Genomic DNA, 15,017 nt, shown 5'->3' with positions numbered 1-15,017 from the left:
TGCTGCAACAAGGGCAATGGGTAAGGCTGTGATGCGCGTGACGCTCAGTACGGACTTTATTACGGGACGTAGAAAGTCATGTCGGCGATAACGGACTTTCGCGTACGAATCGAAGCCCGCAATCGAGTGTCCGGCTAGCGATGATCAAGAGCGGAACGTCAGGTTCAGGTACGTGATGTCCGTTTAGCGCGATTAGGTAACTGTCTTCTATGTCGCATTTGCCTGATCGCTCGTGAGCAATATCACATGCTGGCGGCGACTTTTCCTGCGAATCGATGGGCAAGGCCGCCTCTAGCCTGACGCTTTACACAGCCGGAACGAACGACAAGAGCGAGGCGTACACCCCAGTGAAGACGACGATGATGTTCCGCTCCATAGCCAACCCGCGGCGCACCACCCTGGCCCATGTCAAGGACGTCCAAGAGCTCAAGGACGCCCAGGGCATCGCCGAGGAGGTCGAGGACACCGGCGCGCCCGAGGAGCGGCCGGAGCACCGCGTCGATCTGCCCAACCGGACCGCGAACCCCAAGCGCACCGTGCTGACCGAGGCCCCGGGCAACTGACCCCCGGGGGCGTGGTGGGCGCCACCACCGGCGGCGGGCGGGACGGCGGCGCGCGGGACGCGGAGCGATAGCCTGGGGCGTCAGTCTCCAGCGAGTTCAGTCAGGAGCCAAGGCTTCCCGTGCGCATCGCCAGATTCTCCATCGACGGCAACGTCGCCTTCGGCGTGGTGGAGGGCGAACCGTCCGATCCGGACGGCCCCGTCCTCGACATCATCAAGGGCCACCCCTTCGCCGAATTCGAGCGCTCGGGCCAGAAGGTCCCCCTGAGCAAGGTCCGGCTGCTGCCGCCCGTCCTGCCGAACAAGGTCGTCGGAATCGGGCGCAACTACGCCGAGCACGCGGCGGAGCTGGGCAACGAGGTCCCCGACGTCCCGGTCGTCTTCTTCAAGCCGTCCACCTCCGTGGTCGGCCCCGGCGACCCCGTCGCGTACCCCTCCTTCTCCTCCGAGGTGCACTACGAGGCCGAGCTGGCCGTGGTCATCGGACGGATGTGCCGTGAGGTGCCGCGCGACCGCGTCCAGGACGTCATCCTCGGCTACACCTGCGGCAACGACATCACGGCCCGCGACGCCCAGCGGCGCGAGAAGCAGTGGGCGCGGGCCAAGGGCTTCGACACCTCCTGCCCGCTGGGCCCCTGGGTGGAGACCGATATCGACCTGACGCGCGCCGGCGACCTCGGCATCATGTGCACCGTCAACGGTGAACAGCGTCAGCTCGGCCGTACGAGCGAGATGGTGCGCCCGATCGAGGACCTGATCGTGCACATCACCGAGGCGATGACGCTGCTCCCCGGCGACGTCGTGCTCACCGGCACCCCGGCGGGCGTCGGCCCGCTCTCCGTCGGCGACGAGGTCGCCGTCACCATCGAAGGCATCGGCACTCTCACCAACAAGGTGATCAAGCGTGGCTAGCGCATCCTCCTCCTCCGCCCCCGTGCGGGTTCGTTTCTGTCCCTCGCCGACCGGCAACCCCCATGTCGGCCTGGTCCGCACGGCCCTGTTCAACTGGGCCTTCGCCCGCCACCACGGCGGCACCCTGGTGTTCCGCATCGAGGACACCGACGCCGCGCGCGACTCCGAGGAGTCCTACACCCAGCTGCTGGACGCCATGCGCTGGCTGGGCTTCGACTGGGACGAGGGCCCCGAGGTCGGCGGTCCGCACGCGCCCTACCGCCAGTCGCAGCGGATGGACCTCTACCGCGAGGTCGCGGAGAAGCTGCTGGAGGCGGGCCGCGCCTACCGCTGCTACTGCACCGCCGAGGAACTGGAGGAGCGCCGCGAGGCGGCCCGCAAGGCCGGCCGGCCCTCCGGCTACGACGGGAAGTGCCGCACCCTGACCGCCGAGCAGATCGCGGCGTACGAGGCCGAGGGGCGCGCCTCGATCGTGCGCTTCCGGATGCCGGACGAGCCGATCACCTTCACCGACCTGGTGCGCGGTGAGCTGACCTTCGCCCCCGAGAACGTCACGGACTACGGGATCGTGCGGGCCAACGGCGCGCCCCTCTACACGCTCGTCAACCCCGTCGACGACGCGCTGATGGAGATCACGCACGTACTGCGCGGCGAGGACCTGCTCTCCTCCACCCCGCGGCAGATCGCGCTCTACCGCGCGCTCGCCGAGATCGGTGTGGGCGGGGGCACGGTGCCCGTCTTCGGTCACCTCCCGTATGTCATGGGCGAGGGCAACAAGAAGCTCTCCAAGCGTGATCCGCAGGCCTCGCTGAACCTCTACCGCGAGCGCGGCTTCCTCCCCGAGGGGCTGCTCAACTACCTCTCCCTGCTGGGCTGGTCGCTCTCCGCCGACCGGGACGTCTTCTCGCTGGAGGAGATGGTCGAGGCGTTCGACATCTCGGCGGTGAACGCCAACCCGGCGCGCTTCGACCTCAAGAAGGCCGAGGCGATCAACGCGGACCACATCCGGCTGCTGGACGTGAAGGCGTTCATCGAGGCGTGCGAGCCCTGGCTGAAGGCCCCGCACGCGCCGTGGGCCCCGGAGGCCTTCGACGCGGCCGCCTTCGAGGCGCTGGCCCCGCTGGCCCAGACCCGGCTGACGGTCCTGTCCGACATCACCGCGAACGTGGACTTCCTCTTCCTCGGCGAGCCGGTGGCCGACGAGGCGTCCTGGACCAAGGCGATGAAGCCTGGCGCGGACGCGCTCCTGGCCTCGGTCCGCACCCGGCTCGCCGAGGCGGACTGGGACGCCGAGACCCTGAAGGCCGCGGTCCTCGCGGCAGGTGAGGAGCACGGCCTGAAGCTGGGCAAGGCCCAGGCGCCGCTGCGCGTCGCGGTCACCGGGCGCACGGTCGGGCTGCCGCTGTTCGAGTCCCTGGAGGTCCTGGGCCGCGAGCGCACCCTGGCCCGGGTCGACGCGGCGCTGGCCAAGCTGGCGGGGTAGGCACATGGGGCGCCGCCCGCGCCCGCGAGGCGGCGCCACTCGCGGTGATACTCGTTTTGGTGGGCCGTCCACCATCGGGTAATGTTCTTCCTGCGCCGGACGGGCCGCCGAGAGGCCGGACCGGAGGCGTAAACCAAACAAAACCCCTTACGGGGGTGGCGTTTTGGTGGGGTATGGTGTAATTGGCAGCACGAGTGATTCTGGTTCACTTAGTCTAGGTTCGAGTCCTGGTACCCCAGCAGGAGATTTCCCGGATGTCCGGTGAGTCTCTTGATCAAAGCAGGACCAAGCCCCCGTTGTGTAGCGGCCTAGCACGCTGCCCTCTCAAGGCAGTAGCGCCGGTTCGAATCCGGTCGGGGGTACGGATCTCTTCGCAAGACGGAGATCGCTAGAGCCCCCGTTGTGTAGCGGCCTAGCACGCCGCCCTCTCAAGGCGGTAGCGCCGGTTCGAATCCGGTCGGGGGTACTGGTCTATACCATGGGCTATGGTGTAATTGGCAGCACGAGTGATTCTGGTTCATTTAGTCTAGGTTCGAGTCCTGGTAGCCCAGCGCAGCACTTGTGCTGATTCAGGCCCCCGTTGTGTAGCGGCCTAGCACGCCGCCCTCTCAAGGCGGTAGCGCCGGTTCGAATCCGGTCGGGGGTACCAGCGAAAAGCCCTCCGCGACAGCGGGGGGCTTTTTCGTGCCCTCGGCCCGCCGGTCACTCCTTGAAGCGGCGGCCGGATTCCTCGGTTTGTGCGAGCCGCCGCAGGCTGAGCAGCACCGGTTCGTAGAGCACCGTCAGTGCCACCACCGCCTCGACCTGCTCGGGCGGGGTGTCGTAGGTCTCCACCAGGTCCAGGTCGGCGACCGCCAGTTCGCCCGCCAGCCGGGCGTGCACCAGCAGATGCTCGGTGTCATGGGGGTATCCCAGGCGGTCCAGGGAGGCGACGGCCGCCACCAGCATCCGGTAGGCGGGGGAGGTGTCGCCCAGCTCCTGGCCGTAGGACCAGCCCATCCGCCGCAGCACGGTGTCCACCTGCTCGCGGGCGCGCTCCGCGTGCGGATCGTCCTCGTCGGGTTCGGGACCGTGCGGCAGCGCCCAGACCGCGGCGCCCATCCGGGTGTTCTGGCTGAGCGACTCGTCCTCGGCGGCGGCCAGCACCTCGCGCGCCGTGGCCACCGGCATCCGGCCGACCTGGATCAGCGAGCGCACCAGCCGGAGTCTGCGCAGATGCTCCTCGCCGTACTCGGCCTGGGTGGCGGTGATCCGCTCGCCCGGCGGCAGCAGCCGCTCGCGCAGGTAGTACTTGATCGTCGCGGTGGGCACTCCGCTGCGCTCGCTGAGCTCCGCCAGTCGCATCCCTGTTGCACCTTCCGTTGGAGAGTGGCACTATCTAAGTGCTGGATAGCGCCGCTATCCAAGTCTATCCCGGGCGTGGGGAACGAGGGGATCACCATGGGTGCCGAGCTGCTCGCCGGTCGGATGACCGCCGAGGTCGAGGGGGAGGTCACCGTCTTCCTGATCGGCATGCGCATCAACCGCTTCCGCGCGCTGCGGAGCTGGCTGCCGGTCTTCCGGGCGATGCCGCGGATGCTCAGCGAGCTGTCGCGGGACGAGGGGAGCGGGATGCTGGGCCATCAGGTGCTGTTCGGCTCGCCGCGGGTGCTCTACGTGGTCCAGTACTGGGCCTCGCACGAGCGGCTGCTGGAGTATTCGGTGGCCCAGGACAAGGAGCACCGGCCCGCCTGGGCGGCGTTCAACCGCCGGCTGCGGGAGGGCAAGGGCAAGGTCGGCTTCTGGCACGAGACCTATGTCGTACCGGCCGGGGCGCACGAGGCGGTCTACATCAACATGCCGGCGTTCGGCCTGGGCAAGGCCACCGGAGTCGTCCCGGTCGGCCGCCGCGGGGACCGGGCGGCCGACCGGCTGAACCTGAACAAGGCGTAACAGGGCGCCATGGGCGCCGTAAGGCGCTCATCAGTTGCCCCGGCGGAGGGCGTCCGTCAGACGGGCCGCCGCGTCGATGACCGCCTGGGCGTGCATGCGGCCCGGGTGGCGGGTCAGCCGCTCGATCGGTCCGGAGACCGAGACGGCGGCGACCACGCGGTTGGACGGGCCGCGCACGGGCGCGGAGACGGACGCCACGCCGGGCTCCCGCTCGCCGATCGACTGCGCCCAGCCCCGCCGCCGTACGCCCGACAGGGCGGTGGCGGTGAAGCGGGCCCCCTGGAGCCCGCGGTGCAGCCGCTCGGGCTCCTCCCAGGCCATCAGTACCTGGGCGGCCGAGCCGGCCTTCATGGGGAGCGTCGAGCCGACCGGCACGGTGTCCCGCAGTCCGGACAGCCGCTCGGCCGCGGCGACGCAGATGCGCATGTCTCCCTGGCGCCGGTAGAGCTGCGCGCTCTCGCCGGTCACGTCCCGGAGGTGGGTGAGCACGGGGCCGGCCGTGGCGAGCAGCCGGTCCTCGCCCGCGGCCGCCGCCAGCTCGGCCAGGCGGGGGCCCAGGATGAAGCGCCCCTGCATGTCACGTGCCACCATCCGGTGGTGCTCGAGAGCCACCGCGAGCCGGTGCGCCGTGGGGCGGGCGAGGCCGGTCGCCCCGACCAGCCCGGCGAGGGTGGCCGGACCGGACTCCAGGGCGCTCAGAACCAGAGCAGCCTTGTCGAGAACGCCGACACCGCTAGTGTTGTCCATGAAACGATACTCGCGTCTCACAGTGTGAAACGCAAGTTCATTTTCCGGGGATAGCCGCCACCCTGTAAATGGCGGGCCCGCGGACCAGGGCACGCACTCGAATCGAGTTTGGGCCGGCACTGGCGCCGGCCGGAGGGAAAGCGATGGGACGGACACTTGCGGAAAAGGTCTGGGACGACCATGTCGTCCGGCGCGCCGAAGGCGAGCCTGACCTGCTCTTCATCGATCTGCATCTGCTGCACGAGGTGACCAGCCCGCAGGCGTTCGACGGCCTGCGCAAGGCCGGTCGCACGGTCCGTCGTACCGATCTCACCCTCGCGACCGAGGACCACAACACCCCCACCCTCGACATCGACAAGCCGATCGCGGACCCCGTCTCGCGCGCCCAGTTGGAGACGCTGCGCAAGAACTGCGCGGAGTTCGGTGTCCGGCTGCACCCGCTCGGCGATGTCGAGCAGGGCGTCGTCCACGTGGTGGGACCGCAGCTGGGACTGACCCAGCCCGGGACGACCGTGGTCTGCGGTGACAGCCACACCTCGACCCACGGTGCCTTCGGCGCGCTCGCGTTCGGCATCGGCACCAGCCAGGTCGAGCATGTGCTGGCCACCCAGACGCTGCCGCTCGCGCCGTTCAAGACCATGGCGATCACCGTCGAGGGCGAGCTGCCCGAGAGCGTCACCGCCAAGGACCTGATCCTGGCGATCATCGCGAAGATCGGCACCGGCGGCGGCCAGGGCTATGTGATCGAGTACCGCGGCCCCGCCATCGAGAAGCTCTCGATGGAGGCCCGGATGACCGTGTGCAACATGTCCATCGAGGCGGGTGCCCGCGCGGGCATGATCGCCCCGGACGAGACCACCTTCGCCTATCTGGAGGGCCGCCCGCACGCCCCCCAGGGCGCCGACTGGGACGCGGCCGTCGCGTACTGGCGCACCCTGCGCGGCGACGACGACGCGGTCTTCGACCGTGAGGTCGTCATCGACGCCTCCGCGCTCGCCCCGTTCGTCACCTGGGGCACCAACCCCGGCCAGGGCGCGCCGCTGTCGGAGTCGGTCCCGGACCCGGCCTCCTTCGAGGACGCCAGCGAGAGCTACGCCGCCGAGAAGGCCCTGGAGTACATGGGCCTGACGGCCGGTCAGCCGCTGCGCGACATCAAGGTGGACACGGTCTTCGTCGGCTCCTGCACCAACGGCCGCATCGAGGACCTGCGCTCCGCCGCCTCGGTGCTGTCCGGCCGTGCGGTGGCCGACGGCGTACGGATGTTGGTGGTACCCGGCTCGGTGCGGGTCGCCCTCCAGGCCGTCGAGGAGGGGCTGGACAAGGTGTTCACCGCCGCGGGGGCCGAATGGCGGCACGCGGGTTGCTCGATGTGCCTGGGCATGAACCCCGACCAGCTCGCCCCCGGTGAGCGGTCGGCGTCCACGTCCAACCGCAACTTCGAGGGCCGGCAGGGCAAGGGCGGCCGGACCCACCTGGTCTCGCCGCAGGTCGCCGCCGCCACCGCGGTGCTGGGCCATCTGGCCTCGCCCGCCGACCTGTCCGACGCCGCCGTATCGACTCCCGTGGGGGCCTGAGCAGTCATGGAAGCATTCACCACGCACACCGGCCGGGCCGTCCCGCTGCGCCGCAGCAATGTGGACACGGACCAGATCATCCCGGCGCACTGGCTCAAGAAGGTGACCCGCGACGGCTTCGAGGACGGCCTCTTCGAGGCGTGGCGCAAGGACCCGGAGTTCGTGCTCAACAAGGCCGAGCACAAGGGCGGAACGGTTCTGGTGGCCGGTCCCGACTTCGGCACCGGCTCCTCGCGTGAGCACGCGGTGTGGGCGCTGCAGAACTACGGCTTCAAGGCCGTCATCTCCGCCCGCTTCGCCGACATCTTCCGTGGCAACTCCCTCAAGAACGGGCTGCTGACCGTCGTCCTGCCGCAGGAGACCGTGGACCGGCTGTGGAAGCTGGTCGAGGCGGACCCCGCCGCGGAGGTCACCGTGGACCTCGTCGAGCGCCAGGTGCGAGCCGAGGGCATCACGGCTGATTTTGAGCTTGACGAGAATGCCCGGTGGCGACTCCTGGAGGGGCTGGACGACATCAGCCTCACTCTCAGGGAGGAGGAATCGATCGCCTCGTACGAGGCGCGTCGCCCCTCCTACAAGCCCAGCACCGTGGCGGCCTGACCCCCGGTTCTCCCTGTACAGAGCGGGTTTGGCAAGATGCGCCGCCGGTCCTCGGACCGGCGGCGCATCGGCATGTTGAGGCCCCGTGAAGCGACAACTCGCCTCAGATGGCACAATCAGCGCATGGAACGCGACGGCCAACTCGAGCTCTACGGCATCGTCGCCGACCGGCTCAAGGAAGCGCACGCAAGGGTGCGCGCACTGCAAGTCCCGGAGGGCGTACGGATGGCGCTGTCCCGGAAGCTGCTGGTCATCACCTCAGCGGCGAAACACGATCTCGCAGATGCGGCAAAGCGTCTGGAGCGGTTGATGAACGACCTCGACGAGGGGCGTTTCCCCGAAGATCCCGACACCGACGGAAGTCCGTGACGATCGAGTGCGTTGCGGCACAAGGGTGATTAGCCCGTTTCGTGTTTGATTTGCGGTATATATCTGCCTAACGTGCGAAAAGGCTTGAACACATTGATTCCGGCAATGTCTCCGAAGGGGAAGACGTGAACAAGGCGCAGCTCGTAGAAGCGATTGCCGACAAGGTCGGCGGCCGTCAGCAGGCCGCCGATGCCGTAGACGCCGTCCTGGACGCCATCGTCCGGGCGGTCGTCGCCGGGGAGCGAGTTTCGGTCACTGGTTTCGGTTCGTTCGAGAAGGTGGAGCGGCCCGCCCGGTACGCCCGTAACCCGCAGACCGGGGAGCGCGTGCGGGTCAAGAAGACCTCGGTGCCCCGCTTCCGCCCCGGCCAGGGGTTCAAGGATCTGGTGAGCGGCTCCAAGAAGCTCCCGCGCGGCGGTGAGGTCTCCGTGAAGAAGGCCCCCAAGGGCAGCCTCCAGGTGGCGGCGAAGAAGGCCGCGGCCAAGAAGGCGACCGCCAAGAAGGCTCCCGCCAAGAAGGCCGCGGCCAAGAAGGCGACGGCCAAGAAGGCCCCGGCCAAGACCGCGGCGAAGAAGGCCCCCGCCAAGAAGGTCACCGCCAAGAAGGCGCCCGCCAAGGCCACGGCGAAGAAGGCCCCGGCGCGCAAGACGAGTGCCCGCAAGACCACCGCGAAGAAGACCACCGCCAGGAAGCGCTAGCCGACGGCGCTCAGGCGCCCCACCGCATCCGCGCCGGGCCGGGCTCCCCTAGGGAGCCCGGCCCGCGGTGCTGTCGGCGCCCGTCTCTCAGGCGTTCGCGCGCAGGGCCTCCGCGTCGAGGCTCGGGGGCGGGTTCGTCCGCGAGACTCGGGTTCCTCCACGGGGCTCGGGTTCATCCACCGGGCAAGGGCCTTACGGCGCTCAGAACGTCTGCAGCGTGACGAAGACGACCCGGCGCCGCTCGCCCTCGCCCTCCACCTCGATCCGCACCCGCTGCCCCGGGCGCAGCATCCGCAGCCCCCCGGCGTCGAAGGCCGCGGTGTCGAACGGCAGCGGGGTGCCGTCGTCCAGCAGCACGCTGCCGGCGCGGGTCTCGGGGTCGTACGTATAGGCGGTTCCCTGCATGTCCGCCAGCCTAGCCCTGGTGTGGGCGCCCACGCCCAGGGCCACCGCCGCGCGCAGATCCCCGGCCGTGTCCACGTCGCGCCGCACCGAGTCCACCCCCGTCAGCTCGATCTCCCGCGCCCCCGACGCCCGGTGCCGGTCCCGCGACGGGCCCCCGAAGGCGGGCGCCAGCTCGGCGCCCGGGGCCGCCGAGAGCAGCGTGGTGCCCACCCCCGCGGCGTCCGCCAGGAAGGCGCGTGAGAAGCCGGCGGCGGCCTCGAGCACCAGGTCGAGTTCCACGGTCCGCAGCGCCGGGAGATCGGCGTTCAGCGCCGCCACGGCGGCCTCCGGGCGCTCCCCGCGGACCGCCAGCGCGCCGTGCGCCAGCGCCGCGTTCAGCCCGCGCCCCGGGGAGTCGGGCAGGATCCGGGCGCCGAGGGCCGACAGCTCACGTCCGGCGAGCGGATCGTCGGTGACGACCGTCACCTCCCGCACCCATCGGCTGGCCAGCGCCGCGCCCACCGTGTCCTGGGCGAACGCGAGGGCGAGCGACGCCCGGGGACCGTCCCCCGCGGCGTCGGAGAGCCTGGTCTTGGCCCGTGCCAGGGGCTTCAGCGGCACCACGAGGGTCCAGGTCAGAGGGGTTCCGTTTCTTCCCACGGGCCTCATTCTGACCTGCTGCCCGGCTCGCCGAAGACGTGCGGGGTTACGGTGTCCTCGACAGACGGGGTGCCTGGAGCGACACTTGTGCGGCTGCCGGGGACGACAGCAAGCCAGCAGGTCAGCAGGGCCCAAGAGAGGATGTTCCGAGTGTCCGGCCGCAGAATCGGCTTCTGGTACCGCATGGCAGCGGTCTTGTGCAAACCGCCGCTGGTGGTTCTGTTCAAGCGGGACTGGCACGGAATGGAGCACATTCCCGCCGACGGTGGATTTATCACCGCGATCAATCACAACTCGTATCTCGACCCGCTCTCCTACGCGCACTTCCAGTACAACACCGGAAGGGTGCCGCGCTTCCTCGCCAAGGCCGCCCTCTTCAGAGGCGGCTTCGTGGGCACCATGCTCCGCGGCACCGGCCAGATCCCGGTCTACCGCGAGTCCACCGACGCCGCCAACGCGTTCCGGTCCGCCGTGGACGCCATCAACAAGGGGGAGTGCGTGGCCTTCTACCCCGAGGGCACCCTCACCCGCGACCCGGACATGTGGCCCATGCGCGGGAAGACCGGCGCCGCGCGGGTCGCGCTGCTCACCAAGGCCCCGGTCATCCCCGTCGCCCAGTGGGGCGCCAACGAGGCCGTGCCGCCGTACGCCAAGGAGAAGCGGGTCCGCCTCTTCCCCCGCAAGACGCTCAAGGTGCACGCCGGCCCGCCGGTGGACCTGTCCGAGTTCTACGGCCAGGAGCCCACCGCCGAGGTTCTCAGGGCGGCCACCGACACCATCATGGACGCCATCACCGAACTCCTCTCCGAGGTGCGCGGCGAGCCGGCGCCCGTTCAGAGGTACGACCGGCCCACCCGGTCCGGCACCGACGGCCCGCCGCTTCCGCTGGCCGATGAGGAGAGCAAGTGACGCGCTGCGCCGTCTTCGGCACCGGCTCCTGGGGCACCGCCTTCGCGATGGTGCTCGCCGACGCGGGGTGCGAGGTGACGTTGTGGGGGCGGCGGCCCGGTGTGGTCGAGGCCATCAACACCGGCCGCGGCAATCCCGACTACTTCCCCGGGGTGCGGCTGCCCGACGGTGTGCGGGCCACCACCGACCCGGCCGAGGCCGCGGCCGGCGCGGAGTTCACCGTCTTCTCCGTGCCCTCCCAGACGCTGCGCGGCAACCTCTCCGACTGGGCGCCGCTGCTGGCCGCCGACACCGTGCTGGTCTCCCTGATGAAGGGCGTCGAACTCGGCACCGCCAAGCGGATGAGCGAGGTCGTCCAGGAGGTCGCCAAGGCGCCCGCGGAGCGCGTCGCGGTGCTCACCGGGCCCAACCTCGCCAAGGAGATCGCCGCCCGGCAGCCCGCCGCCTCCGTGGTGGCCTGCTCCGACGAGAGCGTGGCCCGCCGCCTCCAGACCGCCTGCCACACCGCGTACTTCCGCCCGTACACCAACACCGACGTGGTCGGCTGCGAGCTGGGCGGCGCGGTGAAGAACGTCATCGCGCTGGCCGTGGGCATCGCCGACGGCATGGGGCTCGGCGACAACACCAAGGCGTCGCTCATCACCCGCGGCCTCGCCGAAACGACCCGGCTGGGCCTGGCGATGGGCGCCGACGCGCACACCTTCGCGGGCCTGGCCGGCATGGGCGACCTCGTCGCCACCTGCTCCTCCCCGCTCTCCCGCAACCACACCTTCGGCACCAACCTGGGCCGCGGGATGACGCTGGAGGAGACCATCGCGGTCACCAAGCAGACCGCGGAGGGTGTCAAGTCGTGCGAGTCGGTGCTGGATCTCGCCCGCCGCCACGACGTCGACATGCCCATCACCGAGACCGTCGTCGAGATCGTGCACGACGGCAAACAGCCCCTTGTCGCACTCAAAGAGCTGATGTCCCGCAGCGCCAAGGCCGAGCGGCACTGACGCCGCGCGGACCGCAAGGTAACCTCAACGCGATATGAGCAGCCAGACCCCTTCCCCAGGCCCTGTCCCGGCTTCCTCCGGAGGCGAGCGGCGGAAGCCGCGCGTCGCCGTCGTCTTCGGCGGCCGCAGCTCCGAGCACGCCATCTCGGTGGTCACCGCGGGCGCCGTGCTGCGCGCCATCGACCGCGAGAAGTACGACGTGCTGCCGATCGGCATCACCACGGACGGCCGTTGGGCGCTGACCGCCGACGAGCCCGAGCGGATGGCCATCGCCAACCGCGAGCTGCCCAGCGTCGAACGGCTCGCCGAGTCCAGCGAGGGCTCGGTCGTCCTCCCGGTCGACCCGGGGAACCGCGAGGTCGTCTACAGCGAGCCGGGGTCGGTGCCCAAGGCGCTGGGCGACGTCGACGTCGTCTTCCCCATGCTGCATGGCCCGTACGGCGAGGACGGCACCCTCCAGGGGCTGCTGGAGCTGTCCGGGGTGCCGTACGTGGGCGCCGGGGTGCTCGCCTCCGCGGTGGGCATGGACAAGGAGTACATGAAGCGGGTGTTCGTCTCCTTCGGGCTGCCCGTCGGCCCGTACGAGGTGATCCGCCCCCGGGCCTGGGAGCAGGAACCTTCCGCCGCCCGTCAGAGGATCGTGGAGTTCGCCGAGGAGCACGGCTGGCCGCTCTTCGTGAAGCCCGCGCGTGCCGGCTCGTCCTTCGGCATCAGCAAGGTCGAGGGCCCGGCGGACCTGGACGCGGCCATCGAGGAGGCCAGGCGCCACGACCCGAAGGTCATCGTGGAGGCGCTGCTGCGCGGCCGCGAGATCGAGTGCGGGGTGCTGGAGTACGCGGACGGGCCGCGGGCCAGCGTGCCCGCCGAGATCCCGCCCGTCTCCTCCCACGCCTTCTACGACTTCGAGGCGAAGTACATCGACGCGGCGGACGGCGTCGTGCCCGCCCCGCTCACCGAGGAGCAGACCCGCCGGGTCCAGGAGCTCGCGGTGGCCGCCTTCGAGGCGGCGTCCTGCGAGGGGCTGGTGCGAGCCGACTTCTTCCTGCTGGACAGCGGTGAGTTCGTGATCAACGAGATCAACACCATGCCCGGCTTCACCCCGATCTCGATGTACCCGCGCATGTGGCAGGAGAGCGGTGTGAGCTACCCCGAGCTGGTGGACCGGCTGCTGGAGGCCGCGCTGCGCCGCTCGACGGGGCTGCGCTAGCCGGACGGCCGCGCCAGCCGGACGGGCCGGTCGCACGGCCGGGCCGGTCGCACGGGACCGCGCTAGGCCACGCCCTTCGGGACCGTCTTCTTGACGGCGCGGGCGAGGTCGAGCAGGGGGTTGATCTCGGGGGAGTACTTCTTGGGCACGGTCACCTCGACATAGGCCCGGCGCAGTACGGTGGTGAAGCGGTAGCCGTCCGGTCGCTTCTCCGGGAGCCAGTCGACGCCGTTCACCTCGGCCGACGTGGTCTTGGAGCCCATCGCCTCCGGCCGGGGGACCCCGCAGCGCAGCTGCACGGCGGGGTCTCCCCACACGGCTGTGTAGTCCGAGGCGGGCTCGGCGGTGCCCCGCTTCAGCCCGTTCACGGCATCGGGCAGTTCCTTGTGCAGCGCCCGGCATATCGCGGCCGCCTGTGGGGCCGGCGTGGGAACCGCGGGCGCCTTGGTGTCGTCGGAATCCCCGGTGAAGGAGCAACCCGCTGCCGACACCAGGACCAGGGCCACCGTGGCGGACAGCGGGACGAGCCGTCGGGCGAGACTACGGTGTGCGGAATTCACCGGCCGATCATACGGGGGAGCTAGAGATGGACGACCGGGCAGGTCAGGGTACGGGTGATCCCCTCCACTTGCTGGACTTTCGCGACCACCATGCGGCCGAGCTCATCGACCGTGTCGGCCTGGGCCCGCACGATCACGTCGTAGGGGCCCGTCACGTCCTCCGCCTGTATCACCCCGGGGAGCTTGGCGATGACGTCGGCCACGGTCGAGGCCCTGCCGACCTCGGTCTGGATCAGGATGTACGCCTGTACCACGGAACCTCCAGGGCGGCTACGAGGATCATGTGGAAAGAAGGGACGCCACGGTACCGCGTCGCCATGCGGCGCGGGGAGACCCGCGCGGGGAGCGCGGCGCGGCGGAAAGCGGTCACGAGCACGAAGGGGCGATGGGATGAAGGGCACCGTGGGCGAGTTGGGGGAGTTCGGGCTCATCAGAGAGCTCACCTCCCGGCTCACCACCACCCCGGCGGTGAGGTTGGGGCCCGGTGACGATGCGGCGGTCGTGGCCGCGCCCGACCGGAGGGTCGTGGCCAGTACGGACGTCCTGCTGGAGGGCAGGCACTTCCGCCGGGACTGGTCCACCGCCTATGACGTCGGCCGTAAGGCCGCGGCCCAGAACCTGGCCGACATCGCGGCCATGGGCGCCGTGCCGACCGCGCTGCTGCTCGGCCTGGTGGTCCCCGCCGATCTGCCGGTGACCTGGCCGGCCGAGCTGATGGACGGCATCCGCGACGAATGCCAGGTCGCGGGCGCGGCCGTGGTGGGCGGTGATGTCGTGCGCGGGGACACCATCACCGTCGCCATCACCGCACTGGGCGATCTGCGCAACCATGAGCCGGTCACCCGATCCGGTGCCCAGCCCGGCGACGTCGTCGCCGTCACCGGGTGGCTGGGCTGGTCGGCGGCCGGGCACGCGGTGCTCTCGCGGGGCTTCCGCTCGCCGCGGGCGTTCGTCGAGGCGCACCGGCGGCCGGAGCCGCCGTACCACGCCGGTCCCGCCGCCGCGGGGCTGGGGGCGACCGCGATGACCGATGTGAGCGACGGGCTGGTGGCCGACCTCGGGCATATCGCGGAGGCCAGCAAGGTCCGCATCGATCTGCGCTCGGCGGACATCGACGTCCCCACGCAGATGTCGGACATCGGGCAGGCGGTGGGCGTCGATCCGCTGCAGTGGGTGCTCAGCGGGGGAGAGGACCACGCGATCGTGGCCACCTTCCCGCCCGACGCCAAGCTGCCGGCCCGCTGGAAGGTGATCGGCGAGGTGCTCAACCCCTCGGCGCTGCCCCAGGTGACGGTGGACGGAGCTCCCTGGGCGCATGGTGGCTGGGACCACTTCGGCGACGGTAAGAGCGCCGAGTGACGTGATGTGTGACCGTAAGGGCGCCGAGCGACCGTAAGGGCGCCCTGGGGGACGTTCGGGGGC

Annotated in this window: 16 protein-coding genes, 5 tRNA genes and 1 pseudogene; 17 read left to right on the top strand and 5 right to left on the bottom strand. The window is 70.4% G+C overall.

Annotated elements, in window-relative coordinates; translation table 11 throughout:
* Positions 1–347 precede the first annotated feature (347 nt).
* The 8 genes from NP777_RS14460 (at position 348) to NP777_RS14425 (ending at position 3,606) form a co-directional block, all read left to right on the top strand.
* On the top strand, positions 348–563 hold the full coding sequence (locus NP777_RS14460) for a hypothetical protein (protein WP_256650544.1): 216 nt from the start codon (positions 348–350) through the stop codon (positions 561–563).
* Between the two features lie 119 nt (positions 564–682).
* Positions 683–1,474 carry a fumarylacetoacetate hydrolase family protein gene (locus NP777_RS14455; RefSeq protein WP_256650543.1) on the top strand — a complete coding sequence of 264 codons (792 nt, stop codon included), beginning with the start codon at positions 683–685 and terminating at the stop codon, positions 1,472–1,474.
* Positions 1,467–2,957 (top strand): glutamate--tRNA ligase, encoded by a 1,491-nt coding sequence (gltX, locus tag NP777_RS14450; protein WP_256650542.1) that lies wholly within the window; start codon positions 1,467–1,469, stop codon positions 2,955–2,957. Before NP777_RS14455 ends, gltX begins: the two co-directional genes overlap by 8 nt.
* Positions 2,958–3,124: 167 nt before the next feature.
* A tRNA-Gln gene (locus tag NP777_RS14445) sits at positions 3,125–3,196 on the top strand.
* Positions 3,197–3,246: 50 nt separating this feature from the next.
* Positions 3,247–3,319: transfer RNA gene (locus NP777_RS14440), tRNA-Glu, on the top strand.
* A 31-nt stretch (positions 3,320–3,350) separates the two neighbouring features.
* Positions 3,351–3,423, top strand: a tRNA-Glu gene (locus NP777_RS14435).
* A gap of 13 nt (positions 3,424–3,436) precedes the next feature.
* Positions 3,437–3,508, top strand: a tRNA-Gln gene (locus tag NP777_RS14430).
* A 22-nt stretch (positions 3,509–3,530) separates the two neighbouring features.
* Positions 3,531–3,606 (top strand) — tRNA-Glu (locus tag NP777_RS14425).
* Positions 3,607–3,659: 53 nt separating this feature from the next.
* Here the strand turns inward: NP777_RS14425 and NP777_RS14420 are convergent.
* Entirely contained in the window at positions 3,660–4,301 is a 642-nt protein-coding gene (locus NP777_RS14420) for a MerR family transcriptional regulator (protein WP_256650541.1), read from the bottom strand.
* Positions 4,302–4,397: 96 nt separating this feature from the next.
* Here NP777_RS14420 and NP777_RS14415 point away from each other — a divergent pair, with 96 nt between their 5' ends.
* Complete coding sequence (locus NP777_RS14415) at positions 4,398–4,889, top strand: DUF4188 domain-containing protein (RefSeq protein WP_256650540.1); 492 nt, start codon at positions 4,398–4,400, stop codon at positions 4,887–4,889.
* 30 nt (positions 4,890–4,919) lie between these two features.
* Here NP777_RS14415 and ndgR read toward each other — a convergent pair whose 3' ends face one another.
* Positions 4,920–5,636: an IclR family transcriptional regulator NdgR gene (gene ndgR, locus NP777_RS14410; protein ID WP_030834082.1), complete on the bottom strand. Its 717-nt coding sequence runs from the start codon at positions 5,634–5,636 to the stop codon at positions 4,920–4,922.
* Positions 5,637–5,779: 143 nt separating this feature from the next.
* Here ndgR and leuC point away from each other — a divergent pair, with 143 nt between their 5' ends.
* The 4 genes from leuC to NP777_RS14390 all read left to right on the top strand — a co-directional run bounded on the left by leuC (position 5,780) and on the right by NP777_RS14390 (position 8,877).
* A complete protein-coding gene (gene leuC / locus NP777_RS14405; RefSeq protein ID WP_037948540.1) occupies positions 5,780–7,210 on the top strand; it encodes a 3-isopropylmalate dehydratase large subunit in 1,431 nt (476 codons plus the stop codon).
* A 6-nt stretch (positions 7,211–7,216) separates the two neighbouring features.
* On the top strand, positions 7,217–7,810 hold the full coding sequence (gene leuD / locus NP777_RS14400; protein WP_256650539.1) for a 3-isopropylmalate dehydratase small subunit: 594 nt from the start codon (positions 7,217–7,219) through the stop codon (positions 7,808–7,810).
* Between the two features lie 123 nt (positions 7,811–7,933).
* On the top strand, positions 7,934–8,179 hold the full coding sequence (locus tag NP777_RS14395; protein ID WP_256650538.1) for an SCO5555 family protein: 246 nt from the start codon (positions 7,934–7,936) through the stop codon (positions 8,177–8,179).
* A gap of 125 nt (positions 8,180–8,304) precedes the next feature.
* Positions 8,305–8,877, top strand: a complete 573-nt coding sequence (locus NP777_RS14390; RefSeq protein ID WP_256650537.1) for an HU family DNA-binding protein — start codon at positions 8,305–8,307, stop codon at positions 8,875–8,877.
* 408 nt (positions 8,878–9,285) lie between these two features.
* On the opposite strand, the pseudogene cofC reads toward NP777_RS14390, so the two are convergent.
* Positions 9,286–9,900 (bottom strand): annotated as a pseudogene (gene cofC, locus NP777_RS14385) (2-phospho-L-lactate guanylyltransferase); the annotation flags it as partial.
* Positions 9,901–10,071: 171 nt separating this feature from the next.
* On the opposite strand from cofC, the gene NP777_RS14380 reads away from it, so the two are divergent.
* From NP777_RS14380 to NP777_RS14370, 3 genes are read left to right on the top strand one after another with little or no spacing between them, the layout of a single operon-like run.
* Complete coding sequence (locus NP777_RS14380) at positions 10,072–10,830, top strand: lysophospholipid acyltransferase family protein (RefSeq protein ID WP_256650536.1); 759 nt, start codon at positions 10,072–10,074, stop codon at positions 10,828–10,830.
* The gene (locus NP777_RS14375) at positions 10,827–11,828 is read left to right on the top strand and encodes an NAD(P)H-dependent glycerol-3-phosphate dehydrogenase (RefSeq protein WP_256650535.1); all 1,002 of its coding nucleotides are present in this window, start codon (positions 10,827–10,829) and stop codon (positions 11,826–11,828) included. Before NP777_RS14380 ends, NP777_RS14375 begins: the two co-directional genes overlap by 4 nt.
* A gap of 34 nt (positions 11,829–11,862) precedes the next feature.
* Positions 11,863–13,035 carry a D-alanine--D-alanine ligase family protein gene (locus NP777_RS14370; RefSeq protein WP_256650534.1) on the top strand — a complete coding sequence of 391 codons (1,173 nt, stop codon included), beginning with the start codon at positions 11,863–11,865 and terminating at the stop codon, positions 13,033–13,035.
* A 62-nt stretch (positions 13,036–13,097) separates the two neighbouring features.
* Here the strand turns inward: NP777_RS14370 and NP777_RS14365 are convergent, their stop codons facing one another.
* A complete protein-coding gene (locus NP777_RS14365) occupies positions 13,098–13,595 on the bottom strand; it encodes a DUF3515 domain-containing protein (protein ID WP_256650533.1) in 498 nt (165 codons plus the stop codon).
* Positions 13,596–13,615: 20 nt separating this feature from the next.
* The gene (locus tag NP777_RS14360; RefSeq protein ID WP_037948554.1) at positions 13,616–13,849 is read right to left on the bottom strand and encodes an Lrp/AsnC family transcriptional regulator; all 234 of its coding nucleotides are present in this window, start codon (positions 13,847–13,849) and stop codon (positions 13,616–13,618) included.
* Between the two features lie 136 nt (positions 13,850–13,985).
* On the opposite strand from NP777_RS14360, the gene NP777_RS14355 reads away from it, so the two are divergent.
* Positions 13,986–14,954: a thiamine-phosphate kinase gene (locus NP777_RS14355; protein WP_256650532.1), complete on the top strand. Its 969-nt coding sequence runs from the start codon at positions 13,986–13,988 to the stop codon at positions 14,952–14,954.
* Positions 14,955–15,017 lie beyond the last annotated feature (63 nt).

Source organism: Streptomyces rugosispiralis, from assembly GCF_024505145.1.
GTDB classification, from domain to species: Bacteria; Actinomycetota; Actinomycetes; order Streptomycetales; family Streptomycetaceae; genus Streptomyces; species Streptomyces rugosispiralis.
The sequence above is the reverse complement of the archived record's forward strand: the minus strand, read 5'-3'. Positions and strand labels throughout refer to the sequence as shown.

What these genes read in the sequence shown, in the direction of transcription:
- NP777_RS14420 (WP_256650541.1), bottom strand. Translation starts at nt 4,301, where the DNA reads ATGCGACTGGCGGAGCTCAGCGAGCGCAGCGGAGTGCCCACCGCGACG.
- NP777_RS14415 (WP_256650540.1), top strand. Translation starts at nt 4,398, where the DNA reads ATGGGTGCCGAGCTGCTCGCCGGTCGGATGACCGCCGAGGTCGAGGGG.
- ndgR (WP_030834082.1), bottom strand. Translation starts at nt 5,636, where the DNA reads ATGGACAACACTAGCGGTGTCGGCGTTCTCGACAAGGCTGCTCTGGTT.
- leuC (WP_037948540.1), top strand. Translation starts at nt 5,780, where the DNA reads ATGGGACGGACACTTGCGGAAAAGGTCTGGGACGACCATGTCGTCCGG.
- leuD (WP_256650539.1), top strand. Translation starts at nt 7,217, where the DNA reads ATGGAAGCATTCACCACGCACACCGGCCGGGCCGTCCCGCTGCGCCGC.
- NP777_RS14395 (WP_256650538.1), top strand. Translation starts at nt 7,934, where the DNA reads ATGGAACGCGACGGCCAACTCGAGCTCTACGGCATCGTCGCCGACCGG.
- NP777_RS14370 (WP_256650534.1), top strand. Translation starts at nt 11,863, where the DNA reads ATGAGCAGCCAGACCCCTTCCCCAGGCCCTGTCCCGGCTTCCTCCGGA.
- NP777_RS14355 (WP_256650532.1), top strand. Translation starts at nt 13,986, where the DNA reads ATGAAGGGCACCGTGGGCGAGTTGGGGGAGTTCGGGCTCATCAGAGAG.